The following is a 15,075-nucleotide window of genomic DNA, read 5'->3' on the forward strand; positions in this document are numbered from 1 at the left end:
GATTAAAGGCTGTGTGTAGTGTTTCTGGTGTATTAATACTTAAACCGGAAAACTATAAGAAAATAGAGAAAAAGTTTATTCAGATTCTTAAAAAAGCAGAAGATAGAGGAAGAGATAGTTTTGGTGTAATTATTATAAATCAAGATGGAACTACTAAAAGTGTTAAATCTTTAGGAAAGCCTTCATTACAGGAGGAAAAACTTTATGGAATATTTGATGAAAAATCTAGGGTTGTAATAGCAAACAATAGAGCAGAGCCTACAACTGAATATGTTAAACAAAAAACGATAGATGACATACAACCGTTTGAAGGTGATAGATATGTAGTGACTCATAATGGAATAATAGCTAATGATATTGAATTAGAGAAAAAATTTCAAGTCATTAGGAAGACCAAGATAGATAGTGCTGTTATACCTCCGATCTTAGATAAATATTGGAGTGGAAATCTCGAAGAGTTAAAAAACTTATTAAATAATATAAAAGGGAGCTTTGCTTTTATAATTGGTGATAAAAAAAGGCCAGATAGAATATATATTGCTCAAAACTTTAAACCAGTTTATATGATGTATGACAGTGAATTAGGGGCAATATTTTTCACTTCTTTAGACGACTACTTTGAAGCTTCTCCTTTTAACTCAGTTATAAAATTAGATCCTTATTCTATCGTAGAAGTTACAAATAAACTACAAATAAATAAGGTTGAATTACTTGACAAGAGGAACAAAAAAGTTCTTGTTATTGCTAGTGGAGGTTTAGATTCTACAGTTGCTGCTACTTACCTTTTAAGGCAAGGTTATGAAGTCACACTATTACATTTCAATTATCATCACAAAGCTGAAGAAAAGGAAAGAGAAGCAGTTAAAAAGATTTCTGAATATTTACAAGTTCCTTTAGTTGAGATTAACACAGATCTCTTTAAGATTATTGGTCATACAACTCTTCTTAAAGGAGGTGGAGAAATAGTAAAGGATAGACAAGGTGAAGAAGGAGCAGAGTTTGCTCATGAGTGGGTTCCAGCAAGAAACTTAATATTCTTTTCAGTTGCTTTAGCATTAGCTGAGGCTTATGGTTATGATGCTATAGCATCTGGGATAAACCTTGAAGAGGCAGGAGCTTATCCAGATAATGAAATGGAATTTGTAAGACTTTTTGCAAAATTATCTCCTTATGCTACTGGCCCTAATAAGAAAATTGATGTTCTTATGCCAGTAGGTAATTTAGTAAAGCACGAAATAGTTAAACTTGGTGTTGAAATAGGAGCTCCATTGCATTTAACTTGGAGTTGTTATGAGGGTGGATCCAAGCATTGTGGTAAATGTGGACCATGTTATATGAGAAAGATGGCCTTTAGAATTAATGGTTTAATAGATCCAGTAGAGTATGAAAGTTAGCCTTGATAATAGAAATATCTTCCTTTTCTAATTACTTTATTCTCTCTCATTAACTGAACCAGTGCTGAATTAACATCTGATGCTGGAAAATTAACGTATTTTATTAAGTCACTGAAAGTTATCCATTCTCTTTCTTTTAATATTTTTTCAACTATGTTTTTTATTTCATTAACTTTGTCTGAGTCCATAAAGATTAACTATAATCTGTTCCAAATAAATTTTGTGCCAAGTTGAAGAAGCAACAAGAATATAAACTGATTATTAAAAATATTCATATGAAACTATTTATTCCATTAATAGGTAGTGCCATAAGTCTAGGAATTGGTGGTATTTTGTTATTTAGTATTGTTCCTTTTATTCTCTCAATAGGAACAATAATAGCCGTATCTTTATTCCTTATTTCTGCTTATTTAATTTATAAAGATGTTAAAATAGGGTATTATTTAGGTTTTGTTCTTTCTCTTTTAGCTATTATCTCTTCTGCAACTTCAACTACACATGATAAAGCTTTATTAAGCTTTGGCTCTTCTTTTTTTATTTCTATTTTAAATATTCTTATGATTTTAGGATTCTATATTTTTCCTCTGACCTATATTATACTTTTTGCGAAAAAGTTAAAAAGGAGTTTGACTAATAAGTAAAGTAATGCAAACTCAAGTACCTATACTTTCGCCCTCGGCTAGAGTTGCTGATCTATTAGGTTTACTAACAGTATTATATAATAGTTTTGAGGGAAAGACAGATATCTATCTATTGGAAAAAGAATTGGAAGTAGATATAGATGATTTCATGCCTATAGTATATGCCGCGAATACGTTGGGCTTTGTTACCATTGGGGATGGTGATATTATAATAACTGATAAAGGAATAGAGTTTCTTAAAGGTAATATAAAGAAAAGAAAGGAATTACTTAAAGAGTCTTTACATAAAATAGAACCTTTTGCCACAGCTAAGGAGTTAAAAAGATTTAGTATTGATGATTTGATGAAAAATTTAGAGGAAAAAGGGATAACAGCTTACTCTGGTCCAACTGGATATCATGATTTGCAAATTATATTAGCTGAATGGGGAATTTATTCTGGTTTTCTTAAATTAAATGATGATGATATTTATGAAGTAACAATTAGTTAATTTACGATAAGGCGTAATCCAAGAATGTTTTATAAAGTTTACATTCCAATTTGTTAATCATGGAAAATAAAAACCTTGAAGAGCCAGTAATCCATTATACTCATGAAGCTGATACTTTCAGAACAAGGGTTTTCGGAATACAAGATGGGTTAATTGGAGTAGGTGCAATAGCTCTTGGAGCAGCTGGTTATTCTCAAGATCCACTGCTAGTATTAGTAACTGGATTAATAGCAACTATTGCTCAAGCATTTTCTATGGGAATTGGAGAATATATATCTACTAGAGTAAGAAATCAAATTATTCAGAATGAAATTAGAAAAGAGCGTTATGAAATAGAGAAATACCCAGAGAAAGAAAAAGAAGAATTAAAACAATTTTATTTAAGTAAAGGGTTGTCAGAAAATGAGGCTGAAGAGATTGCTGTAAGGTTAATGAAAAATAAAGATATAGTTCTTCATGAGATGATGATTCATGAATTAAAACTTTTCCCGGAGGAATTTGAAAGCCCAGGAAAGCTTGGGTTAATAATGGCTATGTACCTCATTATAGGAGGATTAATTCCTTTATTACCATTTATTGTATCAGTATTTGTAAAAATACCTTTCATGATATCTGTGGTTATTTCAGTAATTTTAGTATTACTCACATTAGGTGTATTTGGATTAATGACAACTAAATATACTGGCTTAAGCAAATGGAGAGGTGCTTTAGAACAAATTGGGACTGGTTTAATAGCTTTAGTAGGGAGTTATATTGGGGGATTAATAATTGGATACTTTATACCAATTCATGTTGCAATTTAATTAATTATCTCCAGCATTTAGTAATTTAGCTAAACCTCTAGGTATTTTGGCTGGTTTATTTTCTTTTTTAAATAACTCTCTTCTATTTGCTTCTAACAAATTTGGTTCTAATCCTAAGTACTCCGCTGCTGAAATTACTTTACATCCTACATCTTTTGCTACTTCTTTAACTGGTTTTAAGATTGTACTATGGTTAAGATCCCTTAGGACATGATGATCAATTATAGCATACTGAAGCCCGTTTTTTACAATAAACTCCATATTTCTGATAGACTTATCTAAATCTTCTTTAGAAAGAGCTCTGCCAAGTAAATAACTTAGAGGACCGTCAATAATAATAATATTTGGCTGTATTTTCTTAGTAAATTCGACATGTTGATCTTTTGGGGCTCCTTCAATATCAGATGTAAATAAAACTGTCCCATCCTTGTCCGTAATTCCCACTTGAACAACATAACCAAGTCTCTCATCAGCACCATGTGGAACAGCATTTGAAAAAATAATTTTTGTAGAACCAAAGGTAAACTCTTTACCATCTGCTATTTCGATCTTTTTAGGTTTGTCCTTAATTGCTTTTAGAAACTTAGGAGCTCTTCTAAATTTTTGGCTATTATTTATATTATTTGTAGGATCTTTAATAAATACAATTTTATCTTTATAAATATCTATTGGAACCACATACCCTGGATCATGATGATCATAGTGATAATGAGTTATAACTATTACGTCAACATCCTTAGATACTTCATAAATTTTCTTTGCTAGTTCTGTTAGTTTCTCAACTTCTAATTGATGAGGAGGAAGTCCGTATCTTCTTGGAGCTAAAGACACTGCGGGATCTATAAGAATTCTAACATCTTTTGTTTCTACTAACGTTGCTTGTGATCTAACTCCAAGGCTTTCAAATGCTAATGGAGTTATTTTCATTTTATCAAATTACATTATAACCTCATAGTATTAATATCTAATAATGTTTCTCTCAGTCTTCTTTTGAATTCCTCTAGTTCTTGATAAGCTATTCTTAACCCATAATTTGTTCCTCTTTTCTCCATATATTTGCCGATTCCATAAATAGCTAAGCCAGATATTGTGGTAATGTGGAATGGATCATCAAGACCAAAGGCTATGAATTTCCCAATAGTTTGTGTAGTTTTTCCTTTTGGCTCATAGTCACCTAAAATTTCTTTCATATAAAATAAATTTTACATTTAACGATTTAAGAAGTAAGGTAAGGTAATATGGTATTTGCTTTTGTTATTTTATCTAAGGTACTATATTACAAAGATTTCATCTTTTTGTAAATTATTCATTACTATACCCTTGTTGTTAACGTATATCATATCTTCTATTCTAATTCCAAACTTGCCTGGTAAATAAATCCCTGGTTCGACTGTAAAGACCATATTTTTTTCGATTTTTCTCTTATAGTTTGGGGCTATATAAGGGTCTTCATGCACATCAATTCCAATACCATGACCAGTTCTATGAATGAAATACTCGCCATACCCATATGATGAAATCACTTGTCTTGCTATCTTGTCTATTTCACATGCTTGAATCCCTCCCTTTACTGCATCTTCTGCTTTAGCTTGAGCTTCCCTCACAATTTCGAAGATTTTCTTAACTTCCTCTGAAGGCTGGCCAATACTCACAACTCTTGTTGTATCTGTTGAATATCCGTTATATTTTACTCCAAAGTCAAAAATTATAATGTCGCCAGTTCTAATTTCTCTACTTGTAGACCTTAAGTGTGGCATGGATGTATTTGGACCAGAGGTCACTATAGGTTCAAAAGATACTCCTTCTGCACCATTAGTGATAAACTCATCAACTAGAATCTTAGCGACTTTTCTCTCACTCATTCCAGGCTTTATTTGATTAATCGTGTTAAGGAACGCTTTTTCAGCTATTTGTAAGCCTTTTTTCATAATTTCGATTTCCTCGTCTTGCTTAATTATGCGTAATTCTCTCATAATCTCACTTGCTTTAAGCAGTTGTGAAGGGGTAAAATAATTTATAATATCAACAGTAAAGGAGGACCATAATGTATCATCTATAGCAATACTTTTTCCTTTTTCTAATTTTATTTTTTTATATGGATTCTCGTCATCATTATAAGAAATTATGGGAAAGTTAAATTTTGATAATTGTTCCTCATAAAGCTTAGGGGCTAAGAAATATGCATCCCAATAATCTACAATGAAAAACAAAGGCCTTTCCATTTGTTCTTCAGTAAATCCAGTCAAGTAAAACATGTTACTCCCTGGACCAAGAACAATGTAATCAATTTTTTTCTCTTTCATAAATTCTCTAAGCTTGCCTATCTTTCCCATATAGCCTTTTTAAGCCAAAGAGATATATAACTTCTATGGCTTTAATACCTTTAATTTATTCAGATGTATATTTATTACATCAAAGTAAATATCATCATGTGGAAAATCCAGAGAGAGTTAGATCTATTCTTAATGAGTTAAAAGATCATCAATTTATCTCTCCATACAAAGTTAGTGAAGAAGATGTAAAAATGATTCATGACATAGATTATATTAATTTAGTTAAAAAAACTAGTGAAAAAGAAGGATGGTTAGATGCAGATACTTATACTAACAAAAATACTTGGGAATCTGCATTATATGCGTTAGGTGGTGCATTAAAAGCATTTGAAGTAAATGGTTTTGCCTTAGTTAGACCTCCTGGTCATCACTCTGGAAAATCAGGAAGAGCGTTTGGCGCCCCTACGTTAGGATTCTGCATATTTAATAATGTAGCTTTTCCGATAAGAAAATATAATCTTAAAAGAGTTGTAATAATTGATTTTGATGTTCATTATGGAAATGGAACGCAGGAAATATTTTGGGATGACCCAGAAGTAGTTCATATAGATATTCACCAAGACCCTAAAACTCTTTATCCTGGCACCGGTTTTCCAGATATGATCGGAGGAAAAGAAGCTGAAGGAACAAAAATTAATCTTTTAATCCCGCCATTAGGAGGAGATGACTTATATGAGGAACTTCTACCTATAATTCAATCTATTATAGACGATTTTAAACCTAAAATAATTGCATATTCTGCTGGTTTTGATGCCTATGAAGGTGATGGTCTAGCCAGTATTAGAGCTACTGAATGGACTTATTATAATATGGGAATTTTATCTAATAGATTTGAAAGAAAGTATGCAGTATTAGAAGGTGGTTATACTGTTGGTTTAAAAAATGGAGTTAAAGCTTTTATACAAGGCCTAGAGGGAGAGAAGAAAGAATATAACAAAAATACTTCATCTGAATCAGTAAAAAGTAGATTCAGAGATTATTTATCAGAAGAGAAAAGGATATTGAGAGAATACTGGAAGATTTAACACGTATAATAGCATTTTAAAGCTAAATTATAGGCTGCATTGAAATCTCTATCTGCTTTATACCCACACGCTGGACAAACAAATAATGGTCCTAACACTTCTCCTCTTTTAAACCCGCAATTTGAGCAAATCTTGCTTGTATTATAGGGATCGATAAGCTTATATCTTATACCTCTAGCATATAACTGCTCCTCTAATTCAACCTCAATATTCCTTAGTGTATTTCCTACTTTATTCTCGAAAATTCTCAAATCCTCTAGGGCAACAATTTTTGGGTTCAAATCTTCAATAAACTTTACTATATCTGAAATTACTTTTTTTACTTTACTTCTTATGTTTTTAATTTCAGTTATTCCTTGTGGATCTCCTAGAATTTTAATCATTTCATCAGTTATTAATTCTTTTCCCCAGAATCTAGTTTTCCATAATTTTCCGTTTCTCAGTGCTACTACTGTAATTAGATGTCTTACACCAATATCTACGCCAACTATTGATTTTGGTTTTTCGTAAGCAAGGTAAACCTTTATATCGTTAGTAAAATCAATTATTGCATAAAGCGGAAGTCCTTCTCTTTCACTTTTTACTAATGCGTCTATGCCTTTTAATTTATAGGGATTTTTTCCTATAATTTCAATTGGCCCATATTTTACTTCGTTTGAAGTTAAGGCTAAATAGTATAGTTCTCGAGGAATGCCTAGTGGAGGAGGACCCACATCAGCACCTTTCATTTTTAAAACTCTTGAATATTGTCTTATGTATTGAACTTCCTTAAATAGGTCCTTTAACTTTCCAAACTCTATAATTTTAGCTTCAACTAACTCCTCATTCATAAATATAAATTCGATTATCTATTTAAATGTTTTAGCCAACTACTTCATTAATTGATGCAAAACTTAATTCTTCAACATGTTTACCTAAATAGTAAGCTACAGTAGAAGAGAATATATAGTTTTCATATCTATAAAGTTTATAGTACTCTTCCATTTCTTTCATTCTACTTTTATTATAATAATATCCTACAAAAATTTTAGGACCTTCTTGGCTGTTAAAAGTTAACAAAGCAGAGTTTAAACTTGAAGCATATGGAGATAATGCTGAAAGTGCCTCTAAGTAAGCTATTTTGAAATCTCCTTTAACATTATAATTCTTAATGATTTCAAGAAAGAAGAGATAGCTATCAGTTGATGGATAATTAGGTTCAGAGAACGCCTTTCTATTTATCGAGCCATTATGTACGAAATATGCGTCGTGTGTAGATAATCTATAATAATAAGGGTGATTATGTCTAACGCCTAGGAGAAAGCTTTTGCCAGCCTTTCTAGCATGAAATATAGCGTAGATCTCATCTCCTTTTAGTAAGTTTATATAATCAAGAAAAGATTGATCTTCATATATTGGTTCACTGGTCTTATAGTATAATACTCGCCATTTTCCGTTTCTAAGTATATAAGCTACAAAACCCCATCCATCAGAGTGTGAACCATATTTAAAATAAACGTCATTTTTACTTGCATTAAGAAACGCTTTGAGAACCTCTAAGTTAGGCTCACCTTTAGCCTTAAAAGCTAATATTCTACACATCTAATATCATACCATCATATGCTAAAATATATCCTTTTGCTATCTCTTTCACTTGATTTTCTATTTGTGATGGGATATGCGTTATTATGACTTTCTTCGGTTCAAATAAATTCATGATTTCACCAATGGATGTATGACCGTACTGTTTACAATCATTTACGCAACTTCCCTCATGAATTATTAAATTAGCGTCCTTAGCTTCGTAAAGAATACTTTCACAAGGTTCAGATGTATCTCCAGTATAAAGTATCTTTTTTTCTCCATCAGTAATTACATAGCTAACGGCATAAATACTATGGCAAGCCTCAACAGAATATATTTCAATATCCTTAATTTTTGCTTTTGGCAACTTACTTTCCTTAACTATAGCAGAAATATTATTTCCAGTTTGTTTATAAGATTCAAGTAGTTGGTTAAACCCTGGTGGAGAATAAATCTCTATCTCTGGCATTCTTAATACTTTTCTTTGAACTAAATGATCAAATATTCCACTGACATGATCAATATGCAAATGAGTAACGAAGATCGAGGAAAAATCAAGAAGATTCCAATCCTCTATCTTAAAGTTTGCACCAGTACCTAGATCAAGTAATATTGAAGTTCCATCGTCACTTTTTAAATATATTGAAGATTTGACTCTTTTAGATCCGAAAGTTGCTCCAGCACCAGTACCAACAAAGACTAATTTCATAAATCATCCCTCTCGTTTATATCTACTAAATCATCACAACACAATCCTATACATTCATGTCCTTTAACTTCTTCTTCCTCTTTTTTACTAATTCTCATTTTCTTCTTCTTCAATTAATCTTTTCACCTCTTCATATCTAGGTCCAAGTGCACCCATAATTGTTGTTGAATAGGATGCCAGTTTATTTGCTAGTCTAACAGATTTGCGTAAATCGTATCCTTTTTCTAAAAATACAGCCAAAGCTGCATTAAACACGTCTCCTGCACCAGTAGTATCAACAGGATTTACTTTTAGTGTTGGTACTAAAATCTTTTCTTGTCTCGTAGCAATTAATGCACCTCTTTCACCTAACGTTATAATTACAGCTTTTTTAATTTTCTTTAAAAGTACACTAATTCCATAATCAAAATCGTCAGTATTTGTTAATTCTTTAAATTCTATCTCATTTGGTGTCAGAATGTCCACGTAGTCAAGAATTGAATAATCTTTAAGAACTGCTGGAGCTGGGTTAAGTATTCTTATTCCGTTAAATTCTCTTAACGCTTTTTTAACGACTCTCTCGTCAATTTCAAGTTGAGTTAAGAGTATATCTCCGGATAATGAATTATCTAAATCATCTTCATCTAGTAGTGCGTTTGCACCTCTATTCACAACTATCATGTTTTCACCTCGTGAGTTAACTATAATATAAGCTGAGCCAGTTACTGAGTTTTTAATTTTAACATAAGCTGTATCTAATCCTTCATCATCCCAAAATCTCAAAGCATTCTTACCAAATTCGTCATTTCCTACAGCGGCAATTATCCTAACTTTTGCATTTAACCTTGAAGCAGAAACAGCTTGATTTGAACCTTTACCGCCATGATTTATGTAAATCTCTTTTGCAAAAACCGTCTCCCCTTCATTAGGGAATTCGTCAACCTTTAAAATGAAGTCAATGTTATAACTACCAACAACAGTAATCATAGTTCTCTCATCCTCCTTAATTTATTTATAATGTCAGAAATAGAATCTCCTACTAAGTAGACTTTTCCTTCGCTAATTATAACATCACTATTTATCCCGCTTTCTGAGATTTTTATTAATCCTTTCTCAGAAGCCTCGAGTAGTTTTTTAGTTATAGAGATTGAAAGTAAGACTTTTTTATTAAACTGTTTGGCTTTTTCTGAGATCTCGTTCTTGATGTTTAAGAGGATAGGTCCATCTATTTTTATCTTATCTAGGTACTTTATAACACCACCAGCTAATGTCGCAACATCTCCATAATCTGTCATATAAGCTACATTAGCTTTTCCATTTTCGTCAAGTACTTGAAGTAGTAAAGATGGATCCCTTTCAAATTCCCAAAGTAATTTTTCAATCTCTTGCCTAGCGTTTTCTCTTTGTATAATAATATCGGCTGGCACAAAAGGATCTACGGGACCATGTCCTTTACCTAAATCTAAGGAATACTTAATAGCTAGTGTAACATACTCTTTTGCCTTAAGTAATGCGTTTTCGAGCTTTTCTCCTTTTGCTAAATATGCTGTTAAAGAAGCTGAAAATACATCTCCGCTACCATGAGTATTTTTAGTATTTATTGGCTCACCTTTTAGTTCAATTTCTTTACCGTCTATGATAGCATAATCCAATCCATTTAATGAACTTCCCCCCTTAACAACAACATTAACTTTAAAGCTATCGTAAATTTTTCTAGTAGCCTCTTTTAGAGAGGTTATATCAATTATTTTCATTTCTGCTAATTTTTCAGCCTCATACTTGTTTGGCGTTATTATAAGAGAATTTTTGATTAATTCTTTTAGAGCATTAACTGTATCTTCAGTGACTAAAGGAGCTCCAGATTTCGCTACCATCACTGGGTCTAAAACTAATGATATGTTATATTCAACTACTTTCTTTCTAACAGCATCAATAATTTTACTTGAAGACAACATTCCGGTTTTAGCATATTTAGGTTTTAGATCTGCCATTACAGCATCAAACTGAGCTTCAATAAATTCCGGAGGAACTTCGAGAACTTTTGTTACTGAATAGGTATTTTGTGCTGTTAAACCTGTTACTATTACTGTTCCAAAGACCCCTAAGCTAGTAAAAGTCTTTAAATCAGCTTGAAGACCAGCCCCTCCTCCAGAATCACTTCCGGCTATTGTCATCGCAACTGGTCTTATCATAATTTAGAGATTAATAAAGAGACATATTTGTTTATCTCATTTAATCTTTTTAAAAGGACAAATAGAAGAATATATGCAATAACTACATTCCCACGAATATCTAGGAACTTTAGATTTCTTTAATGTTTCTTCAGCTAATCTAATCACTCCTATTTCATCTGCCGGCTCTTTAATCTCGTATTCAGTTATTCTATCTGGAGTTATGTAAACTAGCAAACCTTTCTTTATTCCAGTCATCCATAAGTAAATTTGCAATTGTGCTTTATGATGCTCATGTGGTAAACCTTTATCAGCCCTTGCACTTTTTATTTCAATTACAACTTTCTCTCCATCTATTTCAGCTATAGCATCCATTCTTCCCTTTATCTTTATTGTTTGATTATTCACTGGAATTTCCTTTTCTATTTCTACCTCCACTTGTGAATTTGGAAATGCAGATTTTATAAATTCCTCAAGTCCAGTATGAACCATGTCCCCTAATACTGTTGCTGGAGTAAAAATCTCGGCTAAAGCTAGTTCTTTATAGACTTTCTCATAATATACCTTCATTGGACATCTAATAAGATCAGTAACATATAATGTGTTCTCTTCTTTCACATGAGAGTAATAATCATCTAATTTTTTCTTGAATATTTTTTCGATAAGCATTGTATTCACTTCCCTAGTTCGGTTAAAATTTTTCCACTTCTTTCAGTTTTGACCCAAATTCTAGGTCTTCTAGTTATTTCAAGTATTAAAGCTATAACGTTTAGTAGTATCACAAAGTTCATGTAAGCTAAAGATAGCAGAGAGTAAGGAAACTCTATTAAATGTTTCTTAGAAATTGCTAAAGCCGTGATAAAACTTGTAAACGAGGCTACAGATACAAATGCTGTAGTTATTATAAAAAGAGAAGTAGGGTATATCAGAATTAAAGAATAGTTAACAAGATTTAGTATCATGAAGATAGGAGTTGAAACTATGAGAATTCCGTCTATGATTCTAAAATCTATTCTTCCTCTATTAATTCTTAGAGTAACTTCGAAATGTCCTCTATACCATCTCAGTCTTTGCTTAATTAACCATCTTAGACTAACTGGTACTTCTCTCCAAGCTATAATGGATGGCAAGTACACGATCTTATATCCTTTAGAAGCTAGTTTTAAACTAAGATCTAAATCTTCAGTTAAGCTATATTCATTCCATCCCCCAACTTCTTGTAAAGCTGATTTTCTTACGAAAGTACAAGTACCCTCCAACGGTACAAAAAGACCTAACCTAGCCCTTCCTGCAATGGAATATTCATAATAAAGTTCTTCTAAACTAGCAAACCTAGCTATTATGCTTTCCCTAACGTTTATTGGTATTAACTTTCCTTGTACTCCTGCGACTTGTGGATCAGAAAATACAGTAGAGGCATAATTTAATATATCTAATCTAGGGACAGTATCAGCATCAAATATCCCAATAATTTCATATTTCGCAATTTTTATTGCATGATTTAATGCTCTACTTTTACCATTTGGCACTTTAGCTGGAGGAAGCTTCACACATTGAACTAGATTATCGTATAAGTTTTCATACTGTTTACAGATTTGATAAGTATTATCAGTCGAACCATCTTCTACTACTATTATTTCGTATTTAGATTTATCGTATTCTAGATTTACCATTCTATCAAGGAGTCTACCTAAAACTTTTTCCTCGTTCTTTGCTGGGATAATTATAGAAAAAGAATGCTCAGAGAAATCTTTCGTGTCTATCCTTTTCCATGTTATCCCGTAAATCGCTAGAAATGAATTGTAAACGCTCCAAGAGGATACTAAGATACTTAAAAAGGCTATTAATTCATCTAACATTATGTAAAAGTAGTAGTTCTTTTTTATATTTCTTTTCTAAAGAGATTATATGTTATTCCAAGCAGATTTTAATATTCGTACGCCTTTTTTAATGTCCTCTTCCGAAGCAACAGAAATGCTTAACCTAGCCATGGTATCTCCTCCTCTAAGGAAGAAGGGTTTTGCTGGTACAAAACTTAAACCCATTTTTACAGCTTCTAGAAACACTTTCCAACTATCCTTTTTTAAGTCCAGTAATAAGAAGAACCCGCATGAGGGTTTATTAAAATCTGTAAATCCTACATCTTGTAAGGACTCAATTAGGATTTTCATTTTGTTAGAATAATGGTTATAGAGGTAATTCATTCTCTCCTTAACTATTCCTTTCCTTAATAACCTTGACACCACGTATTGATTAATTGTTGATGTGGAGAAATCTAATTGTTCTATAAGAGAAATTTTTTCCGCAATTTCTTCATTAGCTAAAATAAATCCGACTCTTAAGCCTGGAGCAATTATCTTACTAAATGAGCTTATATAAATCACTCTTCCGAATTTATCGAAGTATTTTATAGGTTTAGGTACGTCACCTGCTATTGGCCTATATGGATCATCTTCAAGAATATAAAAGTCGTGCAATTCAGCTAGTTCAACTAATCTTTTTCTTCTTTCTTCGCATAAATTAACTCCAGCAGGGTTATGGCAATTTGGAATAACATAAAGAAATTTTATATTTATGATTTTTAGTAAATTCTCTAATTCATCAACTACGATTCCATTTGAATCCAAACTAATTGGTAATACTACATTACTTCTTAGTTTCATAGCCATAAACGTTTCTATGAAAGTGGGATTTTCCACTGCTATAGTGTCATTCTCGAGAAAGTATTTCGATAAAAGCTCAATTGCATGTTGTGCACCACTTGTTACTATAATCTTATCTTTCCCCTCAGATAACCCTAACAAAGGGAGATAATTCTTAATTTCATTAATGAGTTCTTCTTGTCCACCTGCTCCAGGATAAAAGAGGACTTTACTTCCGTACTCTTCTATCACCTCATTATATGCTTCTTTTATCTCTTTTATTGGCATTACTTTAGGATCTGGAGTACCACTTGCTAAATTAATCTCAACTTTTTTTGCTGTCTGTGAAGCTAATTCCACTGGAGAAAGCTCGACCTCCTTTCCTATACGAGATACCATTTTCCTCTTATATCAATCTCACTTCCTAACCCATATTTCTTTGCTTTCTCATAAAGTAGTTTAAGGACTGCAACATCTTCAAGACCTATTCCCATTGATTTAAAGACTGTAATATCATCTTCACTATTCCTCTTAACAACCCCAGCTATTACTTCTGCTAACGTTTTTACTTTATTCCAATCTAACATGTTCATCTTTTCAGCCATGATTAAGTCTCCAGCCTCTTCTTTTGCTTGATCCTTATCTTCTACCACTATAAGTGATGAATTTTTTATTACTTCTGGATATAGTTCAACTCTTTCTGGCAAATTAGATCCAAGGGCGTTAATATGTGTCCCCCTATTTAGGAATTCATATTTAAGAAAAGGATCTTTAGAATTTGTAATAGTTACGATAACATCAGCATTACAAACATCTTTGTAGTCCTTAGCTTTTTCTACTTTTATGCCTTCTTCTTCTATCTTCTTTAATTCTTCTTCTAATCTTTCTTTACTAAAAACTTTAATTTTTATTCCGGGCTTTAGTTCATAAAAAGCTTTAACTTGAAACTTGCCTTGCTTACCTAAGCCTATGATACCAACTGTATTATAATCTCTTTTAGCTAGGTAATCTGAGGCTAAGACAGATATAGCACCAGTTCTTATTCTTGTAATCAAATCGGCTTCAGCCATAAGTAAAGGATCTCCAGAATCATTAAATAACATAGAAAAGAAAGTTCCTTTTACAAAAACTTTAAAGCCTAAATAATGCTCAATTCCACCACTTTGATAGGTTAATACACTACCATGAAATGAGGTTCTAACTCTTTTAGTGTTTGTGGCTAATTTTTGATAAAGTAAAAGAAAAGCTTCTTTAACAGTTTCGTATGAGTCTTTGAAATTTAATATTTTTTGCACATCACTTTCCTTTAATAATAGTACCAATGT

Annotated in this window: 18 protein-coding genes; 5 read left to right on the top strand and 13 right to left on the bottom strand. The window is 32.0% G+C overall.

Annotation, left to right across the window (positions count from 1 at the left end):
• Nucleotides 1-11 precede the first annotated feature (11 nt).
• Nucleotides 12-1,394 (top strand): 7-cyano-7-deazaguanine synthase QueC, encoded by a 1,383-nt coding sequence (queC, locus tag ACAM25_RS03310; protein WP_369610920.1) that lies wholly within the window; start codon nucleotides 12-14, stop codon nucleotides 1,392-1,394.
• Here queC and sul7s read toward each other — a convergent pair.
• Nucleotides 1,391-1,582: a winged-helix single-stranded DNA-binding protein Sul7s gene (gene sul7s, locus ACAM25_RS03315; protein WP_369610921.1), complete on the bottom strand. Its 192-nt coding sequence runs from the start codon at nucleotides 1,580-1,582 to the stop codon at nucleotides 1,391-1,393. The two genes, queC and sul7s, sit on opposite strands and share 4 nt — an antisense overlap.
• An 87-nt stretch (nucleotides 1,583-1,669) precedes the next feature.
• On the opposite strand from sul7s, the gene ACAM25_RS03320 reads away from it, so the two are divergent.
• The 3 genes from ACAM25_RS03320 to ACAM25_RS03330 are packed head-to-tail and all read left to right on the top strand — an operon-like array spanning nucleotide 1,670 to nucleotide 3,328.
• Entirely contained in the window at nucleotides 1,670-2,035 is a 366-nt protein-coding gene (locus ACAM25_RS03320; protein WP_369610922.1) for a hypothetical protein, read from the top strand.
• 4 nt (nucleotides 2,036-2,039) lie between these two features.
• Nucleotides 2,040-2,525, top strand: coding sequence for an AAA-associated domain-containing protein (locus tag ACAM25_RS03325; protein WP_369610923.1), 486 nt, complete (start codon nucleotides 2,040-2,042; stop codon nucleotides 2,523-2,525).
• A 59-nt stretch (nucleotides 2,526-2,584) separates the two neighbouring features.
• Nucleotides 2,585-3,328: a VIT1/CCC1 transporter family protein gene (locus tag ACAM25_RS03330; RefSeq protein WP_369610924.1), complete on the top strand. Its 744-nt coding sequence runs from the start codon at nucleotides 2,585-2,587 to the stop codon at nucleotides 3,326-3,328.
• Here ACAM25_RS03330 and ACAM25_RS03335 read toward each other — a convergent pair whose 3' ends face one another.
• The 3 genes from ACAM25_RS03335 to ACAM25_RS03345 all read right to left on the bottom strand — a co-directional run bounded on the left by ACAM25_RS03335 (nucleotide 3,329) and on the right by ACAM25_RS03345 (nucleotide 5,661).
• Nucleotides 3,329-4,255, bottom strand: a complete 927-nt coding sequence (locus ACAM25_RS03335) for an MBL fold metallo-hydrolase (RefSeq protein WP_369610925.1) — start codon at nucleotides 4,253-4,255, stop codon at nucleotides 3,329-3,331.
• A gap of 14 nt (nucleotides 4,256-4,269) precedes the next feature.
• Nucleotides 4,270-4,518, bottom strand: a complete 249-nt coding sequence (locus tag ACAM25_RS03340) for a hypothetical protein (protein ID WP_369610926.1) — start codon at nucleotides 4,516-4,518, stop codon at nucleotides 4,270-4,272.
• Between the two features lie 81 nt (nucleotides 4,519-4,599).
• The gene (locus ACAM25_RS03345) at nucleotides 4,600-5,661 is read right to left on the bottom strand and encodes a M24 family metallopeptidase (protein ID WP_369610927.1); all 1,062 of its coding nucleotides are present in this window, start codon (nucleotides 5,659-5,661) and stop codon (nucleotides 4,600-4,602) included.
• Between the two features lie 35 nt (nucleotides 5,662-5,696).
• Between ACAM25_RS03345 and ACAM25_RS03350 the strand changes: the two genes are divergently transcribed.
• Nucleotides 5,697-6,686, top strand: coding sequence for a histone deacetylase family protein (locus tag ACAM25_RS03350; RefSeq protein ID WP_369610928.1), 990 nt, complete (start codon nucleotides 5,697-5,699; stop codon nucleotides 6,684-6,686).
• Here the strand turns inward: ACAM25_RS03350 and ACAM25_RS03355 are convergent.
• The 9 genes from ACAM25_RS03355 to ACAM25_RS03395 form a co-directional block, all read right to left on the bottom strand.
• A complete protein-coding gene (locus ACAM25_RS03355) occupies nucleotides 6,683-7,516 on the bottom strand; it encodes a transposase (RefSeq protein ID WP_369610929.1) in 834 nt (277 codons plus the stop codon). The two genes, ACAM25_RS03350 and ACAM25_RS03355, sit on opposite strands and share 4 nt — an antisense overlap.
• Nucleotides 7,517-7,547: 31 nt before the next feature.
• Nucleotides 7,548-8,267, bottom strand: a complete 720-nt coding sequence (locus ACAM25_RS03360) for a class II glutamine amidotransferase (RefSeq protein WP_369610930.1) — start codon at nucleotides 8,265-8,267, stop codon at nucleotides 7,548-7,550.
• Nucleotides 8,260-8,958: an MBL fold metallo-hydrolase gene (locus tag ACAM25_RS03365; RefSeq protein ID WP_369610931.1), complete on the bottom strand. Its 699-nt coding sequence runs from the start codon at nucleotides 8,956-8,958 to the stop codon at nucleotides 8,260-8,262. The genes ACAM25_RS03360 and ACAM25_RS03365 overlap by 8 nt, the downstream gene beginning before the upstream one ends.
• Nucleotides 8,959-9,045: 87 nt before the next feature.
• Complete coding sequence (locus ACAM25_RS03370) at nucleotides 9,046-9,924, bottom strand: ribokinase (protein ID WP_369610932.1); 879 nt, start codon at nucleotides 9,922-9,924, stop codon at nucleotides 9,046-9,048.
• Nucleotides 9,921-11,132 (bottom strand): bifunctional hydroxymethylpyrimidine kinase/phosphomethylpyrimidine kinase, encoded by a 1,212-nt coding sequence (thiD, locus tag ACAM25_RS03375; protein WP_369611595.1) that lies wholly within the window; start codon nucleotides 11,130-11,132, stop codon nucleotides 9,921-9,923. The genes ACAM25_RS03370 and thiD overlap by 4 nt, the downstream gene beginning before the upstream one ends.
• A gap of 33 nt (nucleotides 11,133-11,165) precedes the next feature.
• Nucleotides 11,166-11,777, bottom strand: coding sequence for a CRISPR-associated protein Cas4 (gene cas4, locus ACAM25_RS03380; RefSeq protein ID WP_369610933.1), 612 nt, complete (start codon nucleotides 11,775-11,777; stop codon nucleotides 11,166-11,168).
• A gap of 5 nt (nucleotides 11,778-11,782) precedes the next feature.
• Complete coding sequence (locus ACAM25_RS03385) at nucleotides 11,783-12,967, bottom strand: glycosyltransferase family 2 protein (RefSeq protein ID WP_369610934.1); 1,185 nt, start codon at nucleotides 12,965-12,967, stop codon at nucleotides 11,783-11,785.
• 45 nt (nucleotides 12,968-13,012) lie between these two features.
• Nucleotides 13,013-14,149 (bottom strand): PLP-dependent aminotransferase family protein, encoded by a 1,137-nt coding sequence (locus ACAM25_RS03390; protein ID WP_369610935.1) that lies wholly within the window; start codon nucleotides 14,147-14,149, stop codon nucleotides 13,013-13,015.
• On the bottom strand, nucleotides 14,134-15,045 hold the full coding sequence (locus ACAM25_RS03395) for an ornithine cyclodeaminase family protein (RefSeq protein ID WP_369610936.1): 912 nt from the start codon (nucleotides 15,043-15,045) through the stop codon (nucleotides 14,134-14,136). Before ACAM25_RS03395 ends, ACAM25_RS03390 begins: the two co-directional genes overlap by 16 nt.
• Between the last annotated feature and the right edge of the window lie 30 nt (nucleotides 15,046-15,075).

The sequence above is a fragment of the Sulfurisphaera javensis genome (assembly GCF_041154675.1).
In the GTDB taxonomy this organism is placed as follows: Archaea; Thermoproteota; Thermoprotei_A; order Sulfolobales; family Sulfolobaceae; genus Sulfurisphaera; species Sulfurisphaera javensis.

Coding starts and splice junctions, on each gene's coding strand:
- sul7s (WP_369610921.1), bottom strand. CDS start 1,582: ATGGACTCAGACAAAGTTAATGAAATAAAAAACATAGTTGAAAAAATA.
- ACAM25_RS03320 (WP_369610922.1), top strand. CDS start 1,670: ATGAAACTATTTATTCCATTAATAGGTAGTGCCATAAGTCTAGGAATT.
- ACAM25_RS03325 (WP_369610923.1), top strand. CDS start 2,040: ATGCAAACTCAAGTACCTATACTTTCGCCCTCGGCTAGAGTTGCTGAT.
- ACAM25_RS03330 (WP_369610924.1), top strand. CDS start 2,585: ATGGAAAATAAAAACCTTGAAGAGCCAGTAATCCATTATACTCATGAA.
- ACAM25_RS03335 (WP_369610925.1), bottom strand. CDS start 4,255: ATGAAAATAACTCCATTAGCATTTGAAAGCCTTGGAGTTAGATCACAA.
- ACAM25_RS03340 (WP_369610926.1), bottom strand. CDS start 4,518: ATGAAAGAAATTTTAGGTGACTATGAGCCAAAAGGAAAAACTACACAA.
- ACAM25_RS03345 (WP_369610927.1), bottom strand. CDS start 5,661: ATGGGAAAGATAGGCAAGCTTAGAGAATTTATGAAAGAGAAAAAAATT.
- ACAM25_RS03350 (WP_369610928.1), top strand. CDS start 5,697: ATGGCTTTAATACCTTTAATTTATTCAGATGTATATTTATTACATCAA.
- ACAM25_RS03355 (WP_369610929.1), bottom strand. CDS start 7,516: ATGAATGAGGAGTTAGTTGAAGCTAAAATTATAGAGTTTGGAAAGTTA.
- ACAM25_RS03360 (WP_369610930.1), bottom strand. CDS start 8,267: ATGTGTAGAATATTAGCTTTTAAGGCTAAAGGTGAGCCTAACTTAGAG.
- ACAM25_RS03365 (WP_369610931.1), bottom strand. CDS start 8,958: ATGAAATTAGTCTTTGTTGGTACTGGTGCTGGAGCAACTTTCGGATCT.
- ACAM25_RS03370 (WP_369610932.1), bottom strand. CDS start 9,924: ATGATTACTGTTGTTGGTAGTTATAACATTGACTTCATTTTAAAGGTT.
- cas4 (WP_369610933.1), bottom strand. CDS start 11,777: ATGCTTATCGAAAAAATATTCAAGAAAAAATTAGATGATTATTACTCT.
- ACAM25_RS03385 (WP_369610934.1), bottom strand. CDS start 12,967: ATGTTAGATGAATTAATAGCCTTTTTAAGTATCTTAGTATCCTCTTGG.
- ACAM25_RS03390 (WP_369610935.1), bottom strand. CDS start 14,149: ATGGTATCTCGTATAGGAAAGGAGGTCGAGCTTTCTCCAGTGGAATTA.